Origin of the sequence: Verrucosispora sp. WMMA2121 (assembly GCF_027460185.1) — a bacterium.
GTDB classification, from domain to species: Bacteria; Actinomycetota; Actinomycetes; order Mycobacteriales; family Micromonosporaceae; genus Micromonospora; species Micromonospora palythoicola.
Genome location: NZ_JAPZBH010000006.1, coordinates 4,156,392 through 4,174,499, shown reverse-complemented (window position 1 = coordinate 4,174,499; position 18,108 = coordinate 4,156,392). Strand labels below are relative to the sequence as shown.

Annotated in this window: 16 protein-coding genes; 7 read left to right on the top strand and 9 right to left on the bottom strand. The window is 71.3% G+C overall.

Annotated elements, in window-relative coordinates:
• Positions 1 to 56: 56 nt before the first annotated feature.
• Together O7605_RS27735 and O7605_RS27730 are read right to left on the bottom strand one after the other, a co-directional pair.
• Positions 57 to 1,136, bottom strand: coding sequence for a tartrate dehydrogenase (locus tag O7605_RS27735; RefSeq protein ID WP_269741907.1), 1,080 nt, complete (start codon positions 1,134 to 1,136; stop codon positions 57 to 59).
• The gene (locus O7605_RS27730; RefSeq protein ID WP_269741906.1) at positions 1,133 to 1,822 is read right to left on the bottom strand and encodes a GntR family transcriptional regulator; all 690 of its coding nucleotides are present in this window, start codon (positions 1,820 to 1,822) and stop codon (positions 1,133 to 1,135) included. Before O7605_RS27730 ends, O7605_RS27735 begins: the two co-directional genes overlap by 4 nt.
• Positions 1,823 to 1,923: 101 nt before the next feature.
• Here O7605_RS27730 and O7605_RS27725 point away from each other — a divergent pair, with 101 nt between their 5' ends.
• From O7605_RS27725 to O7605_RS27700, 6 genes are all read left to right on the top strand, one after another.
• The gene (locus tag O7605_RS27725) at positions 1,924 to 3,198 is read left to right on the top strand and encodes an MFS transporter (RefSeq protein ID WP_269741905.1); all 1,275 of its coding nucleotides are present in this window, start codon (positions 1,924 to 1,926) and stop codon (positions 3,196 to 3,198) included.
• 10 nt (positions 3,199 to 3,208) lie between these two features.
• On the top strand, positions 3,209 to 4,141 hold the full coding sequence (locus O7605_RS27720; protein ID WP_269741904.1) for a phosphoglycerate dehydrogenase: 933 nt from the start codon (positions 3,209 to 3,211) through the stop codon (positions 4,139 to 4,141).
• On the top strand, positions 4,138 to 5,748 hold the full coding sequence (locus O7605_RS27715) for an FAD-binding dehydrogenase (RefSeq protein ID WP_269741903.1): 1,611 nt from the start codon (positions 4,138 to 4,140) through the stop codon (positions 5,746 to 5,748). Before O7605_RS27720 ends, O7605_RS27715 begins: the two co-directional genes overlap by 4 nt.
• A gap of 6 nt (positions 5,749 to 5,754) precedes the next feature.
• Positions 5,755 to 7,116, top strand: coding sequence for an acyclic terpene utilization AtuA family protein (locus O7605_RS27710; RefSeq protein ID WP_269741902.1), 1,362 nt, complete (start codon positions 5,755 to 5,757; stop codon positions 7,114 to 7,116).
• On the top strand, positions 7,113 to 7,430 hold the full coding sequence (locus O7605_RS27705; protein ID WP_269741901.1) for a DUF4387 domain-containing protein: 318 nt from the start codon (positions 7,113 to 7,115) through the stop codon (positions 7,428 to 7,430). Before O7605_RS27710 ends, O7605_RS27705 begins: the two co-directional genes overlap by 4 nt.
• 119 nt (positions 7,431 to 7,549) lie before the next feature.
• Complete coding sequence (locus O7605_RS27700; protein WP_269741900.1) at positions 7,550 to 8,062, top strand: hypothetical protein; 513 nt, start codon at positions 7,550 to 7,552, stop codon at positions 8,060 to 8,062.
• A 122-nt stretch (positions 8,063 to 8,184) separates the two neighbouring features.
• Here O7605_RS27700 and O7605_RS27695 read toward each other — a convergent pair whose 3' ends face one another.
• The 5 genes from O7605_RS27695 to O7605_RS27675 all read right to left on the bottom strand — a co-directional run bounded on the left by O7605_RS27695 (position 8,185) and on the right by O7605_RS27675 (position 13,345).
• Positions 8,185 to 9,063, bottom strand: coding sequence for a carbohydrate ABC transporter permease (locus tag O7605_RS27695; protein ID WP_269741899.1), 879 nt, complete (start codon positions 9,061 to 9,063; stop codon positions 8,185 to 8,187).
• Positions 9,063 to 10,085: a carbohydrate ABC transporter permease gene (locus O7605_RS27690; RefSeq protein WP_269741898.1), complete on the bottom strand. Its 1,023-nt coding sequence runs from the start codon at positions 10,083 to 10,085 to the stop codon at positions 9,063 to 9,065. Before O7605_RS27690 ends, O7605_RS27695 begins: the two co-directional genes overlap by 1 nt.
• 10 nt (positions 10,086 to 10,095) lie before the next feature.
• On the bottom strand, positions 10,096 to 11,370 hold the full coding sequence (locus O7605_RS27685; RefSeq protein ID WP_269741897.1) for an extracellular solute-binding protein: 1,275 nt from the start codon (positions 11,368 to 11,370) through the stop codon (positions 10,096 to 10,098).
• 669 nt (positions 11,371 to 12,039) lie between these two features.
• The gene (locus O7605_RS27680; protein WP_269741896.1) at positions 12,040 to 12,774 is read right to left on the bottom strand and encodes a hypothetical protein; all 735 of its coding nucleotides are present in this window, start codon (positions 12,772 to 12,774) and stop codon (positions 12,040 to 12,042) included.
• Positions 12,767 to 13,345 carry an RNA polymerase sigma factor gene (locus O7605_RS27675; protein WP_443083971.1) on the bottom strand — a complete coding sequence of 193 codons (579 nt, stop codon included), beginning with the start codon at positions 13,343 to 13,345 and terminating at the stop codon, positions 12,767 to 12,769. Before O7605_RS27675 ends, O7605_RS27680 begins: the two co-directional genes overlap by 8 nt.
• A 77-nt stretch (positions 13,346 to 13,422) precedes the next feature.
• Here O7605_RS27675 and O7605_RS27670 point away from each other — a divergent pair, with 77 nt between their 5' ends.
• Positions 13,423 to 14,670 carry a YncE family protein gene (locus tag O7605_RS27670; protein WP_269741895.1) on the top strand — a complete coding sequence of 416 codons (1,248 nt, stop codon included), beginning with the start codon at positions 13,423 to 13,425 and terminating at the stop codon, positions 14,668 to 14,670.
• Between the two features lie 73 nt (positions 14,671 to 14,743).
• Here O7605_RS27670 and O7605_RS27665 read toward each other — a convergent pair whose 3' ends face one another.
• The gene (locus O7605_RS27665; protein WP_269741894.1) at positions 14,744 to 16,201 is read right to left on the bottom strand and encodes a hypothetical protein; all 1,458 of its coding nucleotides are present in this window, start codon (positions 16,199 to 16,201) and stop codon (positions 14,744 to 14,746) included.
• A complete protein-coding gene (locus O7605_RS27660; protein WP_269741893.1) occupies positions 16,198 to 18,036 on the bottom strand; it encodes a dynamin family protein in 1,839 nt (612 codons plus the stop codon). The genes O7605_RS27665 and O7605_RS27660 overlap by 4 nt, the downstream gene beginning before the upstream one ends.
• Positions 18,037 to 18,108: the final 72 nt, after the last annotated feature.

Genomic DNA, 18,108 nt, shown 5'->3' with positions numbered 1-18,108 from the left:
CGTGGTGCCAGCCACCCGCTGCTTCGGCGACCCGGCATCTCCGGCCGGGGCGTGATTCAGCGCTCGCGGACGCGCTCGGCGATCGCGTTTCCCAGTTCGGCCGTGGTACCGATGCCGTGCAGGTCCGGGGTGAGCGGCGACTCCTTCGGCCCGAGCGCCAGGACATCCTCGACGGCACCGAGGAGGTGGGCGGCGGCCTCGGGGTGACCGAGGTGGTCGAGCATCATCGAGCCGCACCAGATCTGGCCGATCGGGTTGGCGACGCCCTGACCGGCGATGTCCGGTGCGGAGCCATGTACCGGCTCGAAGAGGCTCGGGTGACGGCGGTCGGGGTTGATGTTGGCGCTCGGCGCGATGCCGAGTGTGCCGGTGCAGGCCGGGCCGAGGTCGGAGAGGATGTCGCCGAAGAGGTTGCTGGCGACCACCACGTCGAACCACTCGGGGTGCAACACGAACTGGGCGGCGAGGGCGTCGATGTGGAACTTGTCGACCCGTACGCGGGGAAACTGCTGGCTCATCGCGGCCACCCGCTCGTCCCAGTACGGCATCGAGATGGCGATGCCGTTGCTCTTGGTCGCCGAGGTGAGGTGCTGTTTGGGGCGGCTCTGCGCCTGCTCGAAGGCGAATCGCAGGACCCGGTCGACGCCGACTCGGGTCATCACCGTCTCCTGGAGCACGGTCTCCCGGTCGGTGCCCTCGAAGATGCGTCCGCCGACGCTCGAATATTCACCTTCGGTGTTCTCGCGGACCACCAGGAAGTCGATCTCGCCGGGCTCGCGGTCGGCGAGGGGACTGCGGACGCCGGGCATGAGTCGGCACGGGCGCAGGTTCACGAACTGGTCGAAGGTCCGCCGGAACTGGAGCAGGCTGCCCCACAGCGAGATGTGGTCGGGCACCACGGTGGGCCAGCCGACCGCGCCGAAGAAGATGGCATCGAAGGCGCGTAGCGTCTGCTCCCAGTCGGGCGGCAGCATCCGCTGGTGCCGCTGCCAGTAGTCGGCGCTGGCGAAGCCGAAGTCGGTGAATTCCAGCCGCAGACCGAAGCGCCCGGCGGTCGCCTCCAGGGCCTCGATTCCGGCCGGTACGACTTCCTTGCCGATGCCGTCGCCGGGGATGACGGCGATCCGGTGGTTCATCGGCTCCTCCGCAGTGCGTCGAGGCCGCCCTGCGAGTCGGCGATGGCGATGCGTTCGGCAGCGGCGGAGTCGCCGGCCCGTAGCGCCCGGACCAGGGCGCGATGGCTGGTGTAACGCTCCAGACCGAAGGTGTCGTCCGCGGCGACCCGCTCCAGGAGCAGCTCCCGTCTCTGTGGACGGGTGAACACCCGGCTCTGGTCGAGCATCCGGACGAGGACCGGATTGTGGGCGCAGGCGTTCACCGTCTCGTTGAACTCCAGCATCGTGTCGAGCAGCGCGGTGAGGTGCCGTTCGGTCGGCAAGCCCTGGGCACGTCGCTCCTTGAGCAGGATCAGCAGGTCGTCGGCCCGGTCGAGGATCTCGTCGAGGGTGTCGAGCTGATCTGCCGTGGCGTGCCGGGCGGCGAACCGGGCGACCAGTCCGCGTAGTCCGACCTCGACCTCGGCGAGGTCGTCGATGGCGGCGTCCCGGATCTCGGCGACCAGCACGGTCCGCGGCCCGATCCGCTCGATCAGCCCGTCGGACTCCAACCGTCGCAGGGCCTCGCGGACCGGGGTGGGGCTGATCGACAGGCGTTCGGCCAGCCCGCGCTCGGTCACCTTCTCTCCCGGTGCGAGTTCACCGGCGGCGATGGCGGCGCGGACCTGCCGGTACGCCTGGTCGCCGAGCGTCTCGGTCACTGTCATGGCCACACCCTAACGCATGCCATCGCAAAGGCTACATGCGACTGTTGACGAATTTGCTATAGCAAACTAGCGTGACGCGGCACACGTTACGTGGAGGCGACATGGCCGAAATGAAAACCCGCGACGAGGTGTCGTATCGGAAGATCACCTTCTTCATCGCGCTCGCGCTGTTCGCGCAGGAGTCGACCTGGAACTTCTACGACAACCAGGTGCCCGTCCTGCTGCGCGAGCATGTCACCAGCGCCGCGCTCGTCGGCGTGCTGATGGGCATGGACAACCTGCTGGGGATCTTCATCCAGCCCTGGATCGGCAACCGTTCCGACAACACCCGGACCCGGTGGGGACGGCGCATCCCGTACCTGGCGGTGGGCATGCCACTCGGGGCGCTGTTCTTCCTGCTGCTGCCCTGGACCACGTCGCTGGTCACGCTGGTCGCGGTGATGGTCGCCTACGCGCTCGTCGCGAACTCCATGCGACCGCTCGCCGAGGCGCTGACCCCGGACTTCGTCGCGCCGCAGCGCCGTGGCCGGACCAACGCCGTCGTCAAGATCGCCACGTCGCTCACCATCATCGTGGCGTCACTGATCAGCCTCCTGGTGGTGGACGACCATCCCCGGGCGGCCTTCGTCATCCCGGCGGCGATCATGCTGGTCGCCACCGCCGTGATGATCACCAAGGTGCGCGACAGCCGGTCCCCGGCCTATCGGGCCGCGGTGGCCGAGGACGCGACCGCCGGAGCCGGCGAGACGAGATCGCCGCTGTGGCGGGTCGTCACCGAACTCGTCACCAGCCACGACCGGCGGCGGGTGTTCCTGCTGCTCACCGTCTTCCTCTTCGGCGGCGCCTGGTTCGCCTCCCGGTCGCTGATGACCCCGTACGGCATGGAGGTGCTGGGCCTGACCCGCGGTGAGGCCGGCGGACTCACCCTGCCCAGCGGCGTCGCGTACCTGATCGCGGCCTATCCGGCAGCACTGGCGGCCGAGCGTTTCGGCCGGCTACGGGTGATCCTGATCGGCATCGCCGTCTTCGCCGGGGCACTCGCGGCCGGCGCCGTCGTGCGGACCCCCACCGGCACGGTCGTGCTGTTCTGCCTCGCCGCCATGGGCGCCGCCGGCTTCCTGATCAACGCGGCGGTCGCCCTGTGGAACCTGGCCCCGTCCAGCCGGATGCTCGGCGCCTACACCGGGCTCTACGCGGTCACCTGGTACCTGGGCGGCTTCGCCGGGCCGGCACTGGTCGGCGCTGCCGTCGACCTCGTCGGTTGGACCTGGATGCTGCTCGACATCGCCGTGCTGGCCACGCTCGCGGCCGTCGTGGTGATCCGGCTGGCCCGCCTGGAGCGGGCCCGTGCGACGACCCCCGCCCGCACCAGCTGAGAGAGTGCCGATGCCGACCATCCTGATCACCACCGACTACCTGAGCCCGGGTGACGAGGTGGACACCTACCTCACCGGCCAGGGCTTCACCACCCGGCACGACCCGATGCGCGGCCCGCGTCGGCCGGCGGACCTGATCGCCGCGCTCGCCGACGTCGACGGCGCGCTGATCGCCAACGAGCCGGTGACCGCGCAGGTGCTGGCGGCGTCACCCCGACTGCGGGTGGTCGTGCGCACCGGCGTCGGGTACGACTCGGTGGACGTAGCGGCCGCCACCCGCCTCGGCATCAGCGTCAGCAACCTGCCCGGCATCAACGCCAACGCGGTCGCCGAGTACACCATCGCGCTGCTGCTGGCCCAGGCGCGGCACCTGGTCCCGATGGCGGCCGGGGTCGCGGCCGGTGGCTGGCCGCGCAGGGACGGGCACGAGTTGCGCGGCAAGATCCTCGGCCTGATCGGCCGGGGCGCGGTGGCCCAACGGGTGCGACCGCTCGCCGAGGCGTTCGGCATGACGGTGCTGGGCCACGACGTTCCCCTGGAGAACCTGCTCCGTGACGCCGACTACGTGTCGATCCACACCGCGCTGACCCCGCGTACCCGGCACCTGATCGACGCGGCGGCGCTGGCCCGGATGAAGCCGACGGCTCACCTGATCAACACGGCACGCGGGCCGATCGTCGACGTGGCCGCCCTGGCCGAGGCGGTCCGGTCCGGTCGGATCGCCGGGGCGGCCCTCGACGTGGTGGACGTCGAACCGCTGCCCGCCGACAGCGTGCTGCGCGGTGTCGACGGCATCACCGTCTACTCGCACATGGCCGGCCAGACCGCCGAGGCCCGCCGCGACGCGGGCCTGTGCGGCGCCCGCGAACTGGTCGCCGCCCTGGCCGGGAAGCCACAGACCTCCGTCAACGCCCACCTGATCGACCCGGAGCAGAGAAGATGACCGCTGACGTGATCGTTGTCGGGGCCGGCCTGGCCGGGCTCGTCACCACCGCCGAACTCGTGGCCGCCGGCCACCGTGTCCTCCTGCTCGACCAGGAGTCCGAGCGCAGTCTCGGCGGCCAGGCGTTCTGGTCGTTCGGTGGCCTGTTCATGGTCGACTCGCCCGAGCAGCGCCGGATGGGCATCCGCGACTCGCGCGAGCTGGCCTGGGCGGACTGGCTGGGCAACGCCGGGTTCGACCGGCCCGAGGACGAGTGGCCCCGACGCTGGGCCGAGGCGTACGTCGACTTCGCCGCCGGGGAGAAGAGAGCCTGGCTACGCCAGCTCGGCATCAGACTGTTCCCGATCGTCGGCTGGGCGGAGCGGGCCAACAACTCCGTGCCCCGCTTCCACATCACCTGGGGGACCGGGCCGGGCCTGCTGGAGCCGTTCATCGCCACGGCCCGGGCCGGGAAGGTGGGGTTCCGGTTCCGGCACCGGGTCGACGAGATCGTCCGCACCAACGGTGTCGTCTCCGGCGTACGCGGAAAGATCCTCGAACCGAGCAGCGCGCGGCGCGGCGTAGCCAGCGGCCGCACGGCCGTCGCGGACTTCGAGCTCTCCGCGCCCGTGGTGGTGGTGACCTCCGGCGGCATCGGCGGTGATCAGGACCTGGTCCGGCGCAACTGGCCGCAGCGGCTCGGCGTGCCGCCGGCCCGGATGATCTCCGGGGTTCCGGCCCACGTGGACGGCCGGATGATCGGCATCGCCGAGGCGGCCGGCGGCACAGTCATCAACCCCGACCGGATGTGGCACTACGTGGAGGGCGTGCAGAACTGGGATCCGGTCTGGCACGCGCACGGTATCCGCATCCTGCCCGGACCCTCCTCGATCTGGTTGGACGCCCGTGGGCAGCGGTTGCCCGCCGAACTCTCGCCCGGATTCGACACCCTCGGTACCCTCGCCCGCCTGCGGTCCACCGGGTACGACCACAGCTGGTTCGTGCTGACCCAGAAGATCATCGAGAAGGAGTTCGCGCTGTCCGGCTCGGAACAGAACCCGGACCTGACCGGCCGCAGCGTCCGCCAGGTGCTGGGTCGGGTCCGGGCCGGCGCGCCGGCACCGGTCGAGGCGTTCAAGAGCCGCGGCGCGGACTTCGTGGTGGCCGCTGACCTCGATGAGCTGGTCGACGGGATGAACGCGCTCACGGAGACCCCGTTGCTGGACCCGGTCGAGGTGCGGCGGGTGATCGAGGCGCGGGACCGGCAACTGCACAACCCGTTCACCAAGGACCTGCAGATCGCCGCCATCCGGAACTTCCGGAACTACCGGGGCGACCGGCTGATGCGGACCGCCCCGCCGCACCGGATCCTCGACCCGAAGGCCGGCCCGCTGATCGCCGTACGCCTGCACGTGCTCACCCGCAAGACGCTGGGTGGCCTGCACACCGACCTCGACGGGCGGGTCCTGGACGCTGCCGGGCAGCCGGTGCCCGGCCTGTACGCCGCCGGCGAGGCCAGCGGCTTCGGCGGCGGGGGCATGCACGGCTACCGCGCCCTGGAGGGCACCTTCCTGGGCGGCTGCCTGTTCTCCGGCCGGCAGGCCGGCCGAGCGATCGCCAAGAAGTGAGGAACGATGGTCACCACTCCTGATTCCGTCCGCATCCTCGTGCCGGTCGGCATGCTCGGCGCCGGCTTCCCGCCCGAGACCGTCGATTGCGGCCTGGCCCTCGGCGCCGACGTGATCGCGGTGGACGGTGGCTCGACCGACTCCGGGCCCTACTATCTCGGTGCCGGTACGGCCAAGACCGCCCGCGCCGCGGTCGCCCGCGACCTGCGCCTGCTGCTGCGGGCGGCGGCCACGGCCGGCATCCCGCTGGTCGTCGGCTCGTGCGGCACCAGCGGCACCGACGCCGGCGTCGACTGGGTCGCCGGCATCACTCGCGAGATCCTCACCGAGGAGGGCCTGCGGTTGCGACTGGCGACGATCTACAGCTCGCAGCAGGCGGCCGACCTCGATCTGGACCGGATCCACCCCCTCCCGCCGGCCGGCGACCTCGACCGGGCGACCCTGGAGAGCTGCACCAACATCGTCGGGATGATGGGCCATGAACCGATCGCCGCGGCCCTGGCCGCCGGTGCCGATGTGGTCCTCGCCGGACGGGCCACCGACACCGCGGTGGCCGCCGCCTATCCGCTGCTCAAGGGCATGCCGGCCGGGCCCGTGTGGCACGCCGCGAAGATCGTCGAGTGCGGCGGGCAGTGCACCACGAACCCGCGTGCCGGCGGCGTCCTGGCCACTGTCGACGCCACCGGCTTCACCATCGAGCCGCTCGACGCGAGCAACGCCTGCACGCCCACCTCGGTCGCGGCGCACATGCTCTACGAGACGGTCAACCCGTTCAGCATGCGCGAGCCCGCCGGCACCATCGAGGTGGGCGACGCGATCTACCGGGCCCTGGACGAGCGCCGCGTGCGCGTCGAGGGCTCCCGGTTCGCGCCGGCCGCGCAGCACACCATCAAGCTGGAGGGCGCGCGGATCACCGGGTACGAGACGATGTCGTTCACCGCGATCCGGGACCCGCACATCCTCGGCCAGATCGACGCCTGGACCGCCCTGCTCCGCAAGATGATCACCGAGTGGGTGTCCGGGACCATCGGGCTGGCCGAGGGCGACTACAGCTTCGACATCCGCCGCTACGGGTACGACGCGGTCCTCGGTGACCTCGACCCGGCCACCGGGCCGCCTCGCGAGGTGGGCGTGATGCTCCTGGTCCACGCGACGGACCAGGCGACCGCGACGGCGGTCGCGAAGGTCGCCAACCCGCTGATGCTGCACCTGCCCACGCCGGACCTGGATTACCTGCCCAGCCTCGCATTCGCCACCTCACCGGCCGAGACGGAACGGGGACCGGTGTACGAGTTCGTGCTCAACCACGTCGTCGAGGTGTCGTCGCCGACCAGCCTGTTCCGCGTCTGCCTGGAGGACAACCGATGACCGTGGTCGCCGATCTCGCGCTGGAGGTTCGGTCGAAGAACGCCGGACCGTTCTGGGTGACGATGGAGATCTTCGCCCGGGATGCCGACGCCTACGCCGTCCTCGCCGATCCGTCGTTCCTGGACGCCTCGGTGATCGCCCGCCTCTACGGCGTCGAGGCGGCGGACGTCCAGTTCTTTCGGATTCCCTCGCTGAACGTCGTGAAGATCAGCTACCCGAGGCCGGTGGCGCAGGGCGGCCTGCGCGACCGCGACATCCACGCCGGTCAGCACCACGTGCCGCTGGCCATGCTGGCCGTCCCGCCCGCCAACTGACCCCGCGTCACCGCGGGACGACGGCGGTTAAGCCGGGGGAATCCACCGATTCAAGTTTCGGCTGGTCGTGCTGGAGTTGGTCATCGGCGGCAAGCGGTGCCGCGGCGGAGGGATGACCCATGGAGATCCTCAGCAGGCTGGTAAAGACCGCGATCATCGGTGCGGCGCTCGCCACGCTCGTGGCGTGCGGGGGTGACGCGGGCACCGGTTCCTCGACGCCGGGCGACAAGCCGGGCGACGCCCGGACCGCCGACGACGCGGCAGATTCCCTGACCGAGCCGGAGGGCGAGGAGTGCGAACGCCTCACCACCGACGAGGTCGCGGACGCGATCGGGGCCCACGACGGCGGCCAGCACGACTACCAGCTCGGCGGTTGCGTCTGGACGGCGACCTCGGGTGGGCAGGCGCTGCACGCCACGGTCCTGCCCACCGACGAGTACGAGGCGGTGGCCGAGATCGGGGAGCCGGTGAGCGGATCCGCCGACGGTGCCGTCTACGACGACACGCACGGCGAGCTGTGGTTCCCGTGCGGCGACGGGGAGTTCTGCGGCATCAAGGCCGACATCGGTGACTCGGACCGGCGCAAGGAGGTCGCGTTGCGGATGGGCACGGTCCTGCAGGGCCGGATGTAGCAGGCGCCGCACCGATGGCGCCGCCAGACACACCGACGCGCCCGGCTCGCCCCGGTCCAGACCTGAGTCTGGACCGGGGCGGCCGGGCGCGCCGAGGAGTTGTCGCCGCGTCCGCCGACGGATCAGCCCTTCACGGCTCCGGTCAGTCCGCCGACGATCCGGCGTTGGAACAGGCTGAAGAACACCAGTGCCGGGATCATCGACAGGGAGGTGAACGCCAGAACCTTCGCCGTGTCGACCGAGTACTCCGAGGCGAAGGCCTGCACGCCGAGGGGCAGCGTGAAGGTCTCCTCCCGGTTCAGGATGAACAGCGGCAGCAGGTAACCGTTCCAACTCTGGATGAAGGTCAGGATGGCCACGGTGATGACGCCCGGCATGGCCAGCGGGAGCACCATCCGCCAGAAGAAACCGAGTCGGCTGCAACCGTCGATCGAGGCGGCCTCCTGGATCTCGTCGGGGATCGCCCGGACGAACGGGACCAGGATGATGATGGTCAGCGGGATGCCGAACCCGATCTGCGGCAGGATCACCCCCGGCAGCGTGTTCATCAGCCCGAGGGTCTTGACCAGGATGTACAGCGGGGTGATCGCCACGGTCAGCGGGAACATCAGACCGGCGGCGAACAGCGCGTACATCGCCCCCCGCCCCCAGAAGCGGTAACGCGCGATGATGAAGCTGGTCATCAGACCGAGCGTGACCACCCCGGCCGTGGTGGCCAGGGCCACGATCGTGGAGTTGGCGACCTGCTGCCAGAAGGTGCTGCCGGTCAGCACGTCGAGGTAGTTCTGGGTCTGCCAGTCGGTGGGCAGCCCGGCCGGGTCGGTGGTGATCTCCGCGTTGGTCCGCAAGCCGCCCAGGATGATGTAGACGACCGGGGCCAGCATCGTCGCGATGAGCAGCAGCGCGACGAAGTACACCGACGGGTCCGTCCAGCTGAACGGCTTCCTCGACCGGGACGACCTGCGCGGTGCCCCGCGTCCGGCTACGGCGGTCACGGCCATCAGCGCCTCCCTCCGGTGATCGCGCCCTCGGTGTCCCGGCGCAGGATGAACCGCTGGTAGAGCAGGGCGGCGAAGAGCGAGATGAAGAACAGCACCACGGCGACCGCGTTGCCGTACCCGTACTCTCCCGCGTTCCGTCCGTTGGCCACCATGTAGGTGGCCATCGTCGACGTCCCGGCGGTCGCCGCCACGTACTGGCCCCAGATGATGTAGACCAGGTCGAACAGTTGCAGGGCGCCGATCATCGACAGGAAGGCCCAGATACGGATCGTCGGCCCGAGCAGCGGTAGCGTGATGCGTCGCTGGATCTGCCAGAACGATGCGCCGTCGATCGCCGCGGCCTCCGTCAGCTCCTCCGGGATGCCCTGCAGGCCGGCGAGGAAGAGGATGACGGCGAAGCCGATGTACTTCCAGGTGAGGATGCCCATCAGCGTCCAGATCGCGATCTTCGGATCGGCCAGCCAGTCGTTCTGCAACCAGTCGAGCCCGATCTTGCCGAGGACGGCGTTGACCACGCCCTCCCCGTGCAGCATCAGGCTCCAGCCGGTGCCGACCACCACTTCGGCGATCACGTACGGGATGAAGACCAGCACCCGGATCAGCGTCTGCCCCCGCATCTGCCGGTTCAGCAGCAGGGCGAGCAGGATGGCCGCCGGCCCCTGCAGCAGCAGCGACAGCACCACGATGATGCCGTTGTGCCGCAGGGCGTCGATGAAGGTGCTGTCTTCGAAGATCAGCAGGTAGTTGCGGAGGCCGACGAAGTCCTCAGCGGGCCCGTACCCCTGCCAGCTGAAGAAGCCGTAGTAGGCGGCCATGGCCACGGGAAGGATGACGAAGGACAGGAACACGATGAGTGTCGGCCCCGTCATCAGTGCGATTTCCAGCCGGGCGGCCCAGCCGATGCCCTTGCGCCGGCGGCGCCGGGCCGGGGGCGACACGACCGGCGTGTCACCCCCGACCTTCGTCAGACCCGGGGTCGGGTCCGGCGCGAGCCGTACGCTCTCGTGTTGCGTTTCAGACATGGCGGTTGGATTACTGCGCCCTCTTGGCGGCGTCCTTGACCGCGTTGACGATGCTCTGCGGGTCCCCCTTACCGGCCAGCATGTTCACCACGGCGGTGTTCAGCGCGTTGCCGACGTTCTGCCCGTAGACCGTGTCGAGCCACTGCGAGACGAACGGCGCCTGGTTGTAGGCGGCCAGGATGGACTGCAGGTGCGGCTCGGTGACCGCGGCCTGCGCCTCGCTGTTCACCGGCGGCGCGTTGAACGCCTCGTAGTAGGCCTTCTGCACCTCGGTCTTGGCGATGTAGTTCAGGAAGGCGGTGCACTCGGCCTTGGGGGCCTGTGCCGAGCAGGAGTAGCCGTCGACACCACCGAGGATCGCGCCGGGCTGGCCGGCGCCGCCCTCGATGCTGGGGAAGGGGAACCAGCCCAGGTCGGGCAGCGGCTTCTGGTCGGGGGTCAGGGAGGCGATGACGCCGGGGTTCCAGGCGCCCATCAGCTCCATCGCCGCCTTCTTGTTGGCGAGCAGACCGGCGGAGCTGCCGGCACCCTGCTGGGCCGAGGTGGTCAGGAAGCCGCTGTTGAACGGCTCGGTCGCGGCGAAGTTCTGCACGTCCTGGCCGGCCTTGAGCCAGCAGGGGTCGTCGAAGGTCATCGTCTGACCGGCCTGGGTGATGGTCTCCGAGCTGCACTCACGCAGCGCGAAGAAGTAGTAGTAGAAGGCGGCCGGCCAGGCGTCCTTGGCGCCGAGCGCGATCGGCTGGACGTCCGCCGCCTTCAGCTTGGCCACGGCGTCCTGAAGCTCGGCGAGGGTGGCCGGCGGCTGGGCGATGCCCGCCTTGGCGAACAGGTCCTTGCTGTAGAAGAAGCCGCCCGGCAGCACCGCGACGGGCATGGCGTAGACCTTGCCCTCGATCGTCTGCGCGGTGAACGACCCCTCGGAGATCACCTTCTTGGTGTCGTCGGTGATCGAGTCGGTGAGGTCCATCAGCTGGCCGGCCTTGACCATCGCGGCCATCTTGCCGCCGCCGCGCTGCATGAACACGTCGGGTGCGTCGCCGGAGTTGAGCGCGGTCTGCAGCTTGCCGTCCAGATCCTCGTTCTGGATCGACTGGATCTCGATCTTCACGTTCTCGTTCGCGGCCTCGAAGTCGGCGACGGTCTTCTCCCAGAAGGCCTTGCCCGGGCCGGTGCTGGCGTTGTGCCAGAAGCTCATCGTGACCGAGCCGTCACTGTTGCGACCCTCCGAGTCGCCACCGCCGCAGGCCGCCGTCGCCAGGACGCCGGTTGCCAGGGCTACCGACACAGCCAGTAGTTTTCTCGCCCTCATCAATCTTCCTCTCTGCCGAGTCCGCCCACCTGAAACACCCCTGGGGACGAGCCGCCGGCCGAAACGTGCACCACGGCGACGCCGAAGGGTTGTCTCCTGTCGACAGGCGCTGGTCCGGGCTCGACTCGCGGTCGCATCGCGATCAACCTCGGAGTGACCCAGGCCACCGACGGCCAAAACGGTCGCAGACTTGTCCGAAAAAAACAAGACACGTTTCCGAAACTTCCGTGACCTAGTGCCGGAGGTGGTGACCTCGTTGTTCAGTCGGTCTTGTCGGCGGCGGTAGCAGGGCGGTCACGACCGTGGCTCTGCGTGACAGCGTGTTCGCGCTAACAACCACTGCTCCGCATTGGGGTCGGAAACGTCCGGTAGCTGGACCGAGCGGTTCTCCGCGCCGCTGCGGAGGCCTGGCCGCTGTCATCCTGGTCCCGGAAAAATCCCGGTAGGAGTTCGGATGCCGTCACCGGTCTCGCCGAGAGGGAATCGTTGTGTGCCCGTTACGAAGGTGATACCGGACCGCGGCGGGTCAGTCGGCCGGGGACGCTCGGAGCAGATCGGTTGATCACGCTTACATCCGCAATTCGACGCAGGGGTCGTCGGCATCGGATGACCGTGACGAAACGCGGAAAACCGGCGGGTACGGCGTCACTGGAGCGTGGTGGCGATCGTGACCGCCTCCGCCATGGTCAGATCGCCTTCCAACCGATACGTCACCCCGGCGTCCTCCCAGATCAGGGTCGCGGCGGCGAGGCGGGCACTCGCCTGGCGGACGACCCCGTCGCGGCCGGTGTAGGAGATCGGGTGCGGTCCGTCGATCCAGATCGCCTGGGCCGTACCCACCTGCGTCCACTCGGTGTCCGACCCGCCGGCCTGCTTGACGAAGACCGGATCGAGGCGGCCGTCGAAGATGTCCAGGCGGAGGGTGCCGGCCCGGTAGAGCAGGCTCGCCACCCGGTGTCCGCCGGTGTCGTCCGGGTCGGCCAGCAGGGTCTGCTCGGGCGGGCCCAGCACGGTCGGCGTCCGGATCGGGAAGCGCACCAGCCGTCGCGCCTCGTCGAGGGTGGCGGAGCGCTGCCCCGGCGGCGGCGACGGAACGCCCGACGGCGGCGTCCCGACCGGGGAGGTGCTGATGGTGACGCCGGCGAAGCGCAACAGGCCCGCCATCGCGTCGGCGAGCGCGGCCCGTCCCGGCGGCAGCACCGCCACCAGCAGCGCGGCCAGGGCCGCGGCCAACGCGTACCGCCAGCGTCGTCGGTCGATCTGGCGGCCGGCGGGTGGCGCGGCGGCCAGCCGGGCACGGACCCGGGCCGTGACGTCCGGTGGCTCGGGGGTCCCCAACCACGCGGACAGGTCACGCAGCTCCCGCTCCAGGTCATCCACGACTGACCTCCTCCACCGCGAGCAGACCACGCAGTTTCACGAGCGCCCGCGAGGTGCGCGACTTCACCGTTCCCCGGGGCCAGCCCAGCATGGTGACCGTCTCGTCCTCGCTGAGGTCCAGCAGGAAGCGGCAGACGATCACCTCCCGGTCCCGGGACGGCAGCGACCGCAGGGCCCGCACGAGGGCGGCCCGGCGTTCCCCGGCGAGGATCGCGCCGACGGCGTCGTCCTCGACGATCTCCGAGCCCGGTGCCACCCTCGCCGCGCGCAGCACCAGCCCGTCGCGCCGCTGCCTGGTGCGGTGCAGGTTGCGCGTCTCGTTGGCCACGATCGCCAGCAGCCAGGAGCGGAACGACGATTCGCCGCGATAGCGGTCGAGCTTGCGGTACCCCTTCACGAACGCCTCCTGGATGACGTCCTCGGCGTCGGAGCCCGCGCCGAGCAGCACCGCGGTGCGGTACGCGGCCGCGGTGTGCCGGGCGACCAGTGACTCGTACGCCGCCAGGTCACCGGCCTGCGCGCGGGTGACCAACTGCTCGTCGTCCAGGGCAACCTCCGGTGGGATCACCACTACTGACACCGCCCACGCCGAACGGGTTCCATCGGGTCGAGAAGGAACCCGGGACGCTGCGGCGGTGTCACCGGGTCATGATGGCGAACACGACGATCTCGCGGCGTACCCTGCTGAGCACCCTGGCCGGGGCCGGAGCCGCCGCCCTGGTCGGCTGCGACCCGACCCCGGCCGCCGCCGACCCGCTACCGGACCCCCTCCTGGTCACCCTCGACGGCGGCCTGACGGTGTTGCGGGGCACCGACCGGCAGTCGATCGGCGCCGGGGTGGCCACCGCCGACGGGCGGCTGGTGTGGACCGCCGTGGCCGACGGAGCCGACACCCTCCTGTGGCGCGTCGACGCCGGCCGCGGCAACGCCTCGGAGCGGGTACGGCTGCCCGGCCGGTGGGTGCCGCAGACCACCTCCACCGACGGCACCCGGCTGGCCTTGACCACCGAACACCTCAGCGCGACCGGGGACCGTCCCGCCGGGCGCGACGAGACACTCGTGTTGATCGCCGACGCCGCCGGGGTGCGGCAACGGCTGCGGCTGCCGGGCACCGTCGTGCCGGAGGCGTTCACCCACGACCTGGCCGGACTGTTCGTGCTGGAATGGCTGCCGCCGGCCGCCCCGGACCGCTACCGGGTACGTCTGGTCGACCTCGCCACCGGGATCGCCGGGCCGCTGTTCACCCGCGCCAAGACGCCGGTTCCGCCGGGCGCGGAGGAGGAGATGCGCGGCGACGGACGGCAGGCGGTGCTGGCCCCGAACCGCACCGTGCTCTACACGCTCTACACCCACCAGCCCGACCACCAGCACACCCGGGACCGGATCAGCGGCCGGCCGGGCCGCGACGTGCACGCCTTCGTCCACACGCTGCACCTGGAGCAGCGGTGGGCGTACTGCGTGGACCTGCCGCACCCGTTCGGGGAGGGCGGCGCGGACGGCCACACCATGGCGATCACCCCCGACGGTGGCCGGCTCTACGTCGCCGACGTCGGCTCCGGCGCCGTCGCGGAGATCTCCACCGAGGAGCTGACCGTCCGCCGCGTCGCCGCCCTCGCCGCCGGTGGTGCCCCGGCGTACGCGGCGGCCTCCGCCGAGCGGCTGTTCCTCGGCGGAGGCACCGCCCTACGTACCGTCGACCTGGCCGGTCTCGCCGTCACCGCGGAGCGGGTGACCGCCGACCCGGTCGGCGGCCTCGTGCTCAGCGCCGACGGCGCCCGTCTCTACCTGGGCCAGCGGGCGGCGGTGTGCTGGCAGGACCCGGACACCGGCGGCGAACTCGGCCGCGCCGCCGTGCCGGGCCTGGTCGGTGTGCACGGTCCGGCCCGACCCGCCTGACCGGGCACCGGTCCCGACGCGGCCGGTCGTCGGCTGCGCCCGGACCGGCCCGAAAACGTTCCTGGACACCGCCTCAACGGGCGTGGGCGGCGGCCAGGTCGGCGAGCAGGCCCTCGCAGCTGCGGGCCACCACCTGCGCGCCGCGGCGCTGCGGCAACGGGAGTCCGGGGTCCTCGGCCCGTTCCCGCCACCGCCAGCGCGCCTCGGCGGCGGTCTCCCACAACCACGCCAGTGTCGCTTCGGGGGCGATGCCGAGCCGGGCCGCCGGTTCGTCACCGTCCCCACCGACCAGGCGCCGTGCCTCGGCGGCCAGCTCGGTGTCGAGGCCGAGCCGGCCGTCGCGCAGCGCCGCCAGCAGCCGCGATTCGGCGAACTCGTGCGCACCGGCGAGCAGTTGCTCCAGCGCGGCGAGCAGGTCGCCGGTGGCCGGACCGGGTTCGTCGCGCAGCAGCGCCTCCACCGCGATCAGCGCCGACCGGGCCTTGAGCACGTGCCGGCGGTCGACGAAGAGGCGATTGAGGGACTCGCGCAGCTCGCCGAGGCCGCTGCGCCGGACCAGCTCGGCGGCCAGGGCCACCCGGTTGTCGCAGCCGGTGCGGACGAGGGTGGTCGCCAGGCGGATCCCGACCACTCCGAGTCGCTCCAGCAGCGCGCCGCGGGTGGCCGCGTCCAACCCGGCCGGTGGCTCGCCGCGGGCGAACCGCTCGGCGGAGAGGAGGTACGGCTCCAGCTCGGCACGCGGCACCCGGGACAGGGTCGCCAGCGCGGCGAAATCGCTCTCGCCGAGCACTCGACCGGCCAGGCCGAGCAACCCGCTGCACGGCACCACCGTCAGGCACAGCGCGTCCACGTGCGGGTCCCGCAGCGCCCGCCGGGCGAGCTGACGGGCACCGAGCAGCGCGTCGACCCGACCACCACCGGACTCGTCCACCCGGGACAACACCATGATCGTGTGAACCGGCGCCGCCTGCCCGACGACGCCCTCCCGGGTCGCCGCCAGGGCACGCAGGTCGGCGCCCCGAGCGTCGCGGCTCAGGTACAGCAGCGCGTCGGTCTCCCGCAGCACCCGGTTCAGCACCGGATCCGCCGTCGGCTCGTCGGTCGCGCCGATCGCCGGGGTGTCCAGCAGGGTCACCTGCCGCAACGAGCGGGCCGGCCACCGCACCACGATGTCGCGCAGCTCTCCGGCCCGCCAACCGGTGAGGTCGACCCGCATCCCGGTGCCGGAGCGCAGCACCGCCAGCCGCTGCGGCGGATGACTCATGGAGTACCCGGTGGCGTCCGGCTGCGGCCCGTCCTCGTACCAGGTGAAGGCGCTCCCGTCGACCGGGGCCACCTCCTCACCCATCAGGGCGTTGAGCAGCGTCGACTTTCCGCTGCGCCAGCCACCGACGACGGCGACCCGCAGCGGCTGGTCGTAGCGGGCCAGTTGGCGCCGCAGCGACTCGGCGGCGCGGGGGTTGTCGCGGTAGCCGTGCAGCGCCCGGTGCAGCAGGTCCCGGACCGCCGCGTCCAGCCGCGCGCCGGTCATGCCAGTGAAGCCGGGCGGGCGGCGGTGACCTGCTGCGCCTGCTCGTACAGCTGGGCCAGGCGGACCATCCGCTGCTGGATCTCGCGTTGCCGTCGCTCCCGGACCGCCGCTTCGGTGTCGGCCGCCTCCTTGGCGCTGCGCAGCGACTCGATGATGGCGGTCTGCAACTCGTCGGTGAGCGCGGCGAAGTGGTCCCGCAGCACCCGCTGCGCCCGGCGGGCCGCGTCCCGGCTGTCCTTGCTGACCTGGATGAAGAAGTCGTCGACGTGCCGCTGCACCGCCGCCTTGACCGTGGCCTGCCGGCGACGCAACAGCTGTTTGCCCTCGTCGCGGATGCTCTTGCCACCGAACAGGGCGCCGGCGCCGATCGAGATCGGGTTGATCATGGGCAGGCCGGCGAGCGTCAGCGCCAGGCCGAACATCAGCAACCCGCCGTAGGAGCCCTTCATGCCGGTGAACACCTTCTGGCCGACGGTGAACCGGTCGACGGCGGGACGTTCCAGTTCCGGCACTGCGGCGCCGTACTCCACCGAGGCGGTCAGCGGCCACGGCGGCAGCGACCCGTGCCCGTACCGGGCGAACGACTCGGCGACCCGTCGGGCGATCCAGTCGCACCGCTGGACCAGCCACCGCCGGTTCGCCGTGGCCGCCTCGACGAGGCTCTGTTCCAGCCACTGCGCGACGGCGTCCCACGCCACCAGGGGGTCGGCGGTCTCGAACGCCTCGTCGACCATCCGCAGGATCTGCCGGGTGCGCTCGCGCAGGTCGTGCTCTATGTCGGAGATCAGATCGGCCATCTCGTCGGTCAACGTGTTCTGCCACCGGGTGGCGCACCGGCGCAGCTCGTCGACCTCGCGCTGCGCCGCGTGCAGCCGGGCCATCGGCGCGGACTCCTCGGCCGAGCGCTGGTCGGTCAGTTCCGCCCGCAGCGGCGCGGCGAGCTGCTCCACCACGGTGCGTGCGGTCAGCACCACGGCGGCTCGGGCCAGGGTGTCGGGCTTGCCGGCCAGCTGCCGCCGGAGCAGGGCGATCAGCGCCGGGAAGCCGGACTCCGCGTTGAGCGCGTGGTCGTCGGTGGCGGCGGCGTGCAGGCGCAGCGCGGCGGACACCGGGATCAACGGGACCGGCACCCCGGCGTCGGCCAGGTGCCGCCGGTTGCGGTCGGCCACGGCCCGCCAGTCCGGCACCAGGTCCGTCTTGGTCTGCACCACGGCCACGTTGGAGTGCGACCGGGTGAGGTGCAGCAGCATGTTCAGCTCGTTCACCGACAGGTCCCGAGTGGAGTCGGTGACCAGCAGGACGGTGTCCGCGCGGGCCAGGGCGGCGACCGGGGCGCCGGCACCCACGGCGGCGACGTCACCGCCGCCCGGCATGTCGACGAGCACCACGCCCGCGCCGAGCAACGCCCGCGGCAGGCCGATCTCGATGTACGCGGGGCCGCCGCCGGGCAGCCGACCGGTGCTGCCACCGACTCCGGCGGCGATCTGGTCGGTCGGCACCGGCGTTCGTCGCACGGCCGGCGGGTCGGCGGCCGGCGGCGTTCCCGGCCTCGACAGTGGCGTCTGCACGACGGTCGCCGAGGCGACCTCGGCGTGCCGCAGCACCGTCGGCAGGACGGTGGTGGTCCCGTCACCGACCGGGCAGACCGGCGCGTTGACGATCGCGTTGACCAGCTGGCTCTTTCCCTGGTTCGGCTCGCCGACGACGAGCACGGTCAACGTCGGATCGAGCAGGTGTGCGCGCTTGAGGCGAACCGCCTGAAGCAGGTCGCCCCGACCGTGTTCCTGGCACGTGCGGGCGATGTCGTCGAGCGCGTCGAGCCAGATTCCCGCCATCACCGCACCAAGTGTGCTGAATTCGGCGCAATTATCAAGTGCGAGGCGGCGGGCGGGGTCGGCACCGGCCGG

What these genes read in the sequence shown, in the direction of transcription:
- O7605_RS27735 (WP_269741907.1), bottom strand. Translation starts at nt 1,136, where the DNA reads ATGAACCACCGGATCGCCGTCATCCCCGGCGACGGCATCGGCAAGGAA.
- O7605_RS27730 (WP_269741906.1), bottom strand. Translation starts at nt 1,822, where the DNA reads ATGACAGTGACCGAGACGCTCGGCGACCAGGCGTACCGGCAGGTCCGC.
- O7605_RS27725 (WP_269741905.1), top strand. Translation starts at nt 1,924, where the DNA reads ATGGCCGAAATGAAAACCCGCGACGAGGTGTCGTATCGGAAGATCACC.
- O7605_RS27720 (WP_269741904.1), top strand. Translation starts at nt 3,209, where the DNA reads ATGCCGACCATCCTGATCACCACCGACTACCTGAGCCCGGGTGACGAG.
- O7605_RS27715 (WP_269741903.1), top strand. Translation starts at nt 4,138, where the DNA reads ATGACCGCTGACGTGATCGTTGTCGGGGCCGGCCTGGCCGGGCTCGTC.
- O7605_RS27710 (WP_269741902.1), top strand. Translation starts at nt 5,755, where the DNA reads ATGGTCACCACTCCTGATTCCGTCCGCATCCTCGTGCCGGTCGGCATG.
- O7605_RS27705 (WP_269741901.1), top strand. Translation starts at nt 7,113, where the DNA reads ATGACCGTGGTCGCCGATCTCGCGCTGGAGGTTCGGTCGAAGAACGCC.
- O7605_RS27700 (WP_269741900.1), top strand. Translation starts at nt 7,550, where the DNA reads ATGGAGATCCTCAGCAGGCTGGTAAAGACCGCGATCATCGGTGCGGCG.
- O7605_RS27695 (WP_269741899.1), bottom strand. Translation starts at nt 9,063, where the DNA reads ATGGCCGTGACCGCCGTAGCCGGACGCGGGGCACCGCGCAGGTCGTCC.
- O7605_RS27690 (WP_269741898.1), bottom strand. Translation starts at nt 10,085, where the DNA reads ATGTCTGAAACGCAACACGAGAGCGTACGGCTCGCGCCGGACCCGACC.
- O7605_RS27670 (WP_269741895.1), top strand. Translation starts at nt 13,423, where the DNA reads ATGATGGCGAACACGACGATCTCGCGGCGTACCCTGCTGAGCACCCTG.
- O7605_RS27665 (WP_269741894.1), bottom strand. Translation starts at nt 16,201, where the DNA reads ATGACCGGCGCGCGGCTGGACGCGGCGGTCCGGGACCTGCTGCACCGG.
- O7605_RS27660 (WP_269741893.1), bottom strand. Translation starts at nt 18,036, where the DNA reads ATGGCGGGAATCTGGCTCGACGCGCTCGACGACATCGCCCGCACGTGC.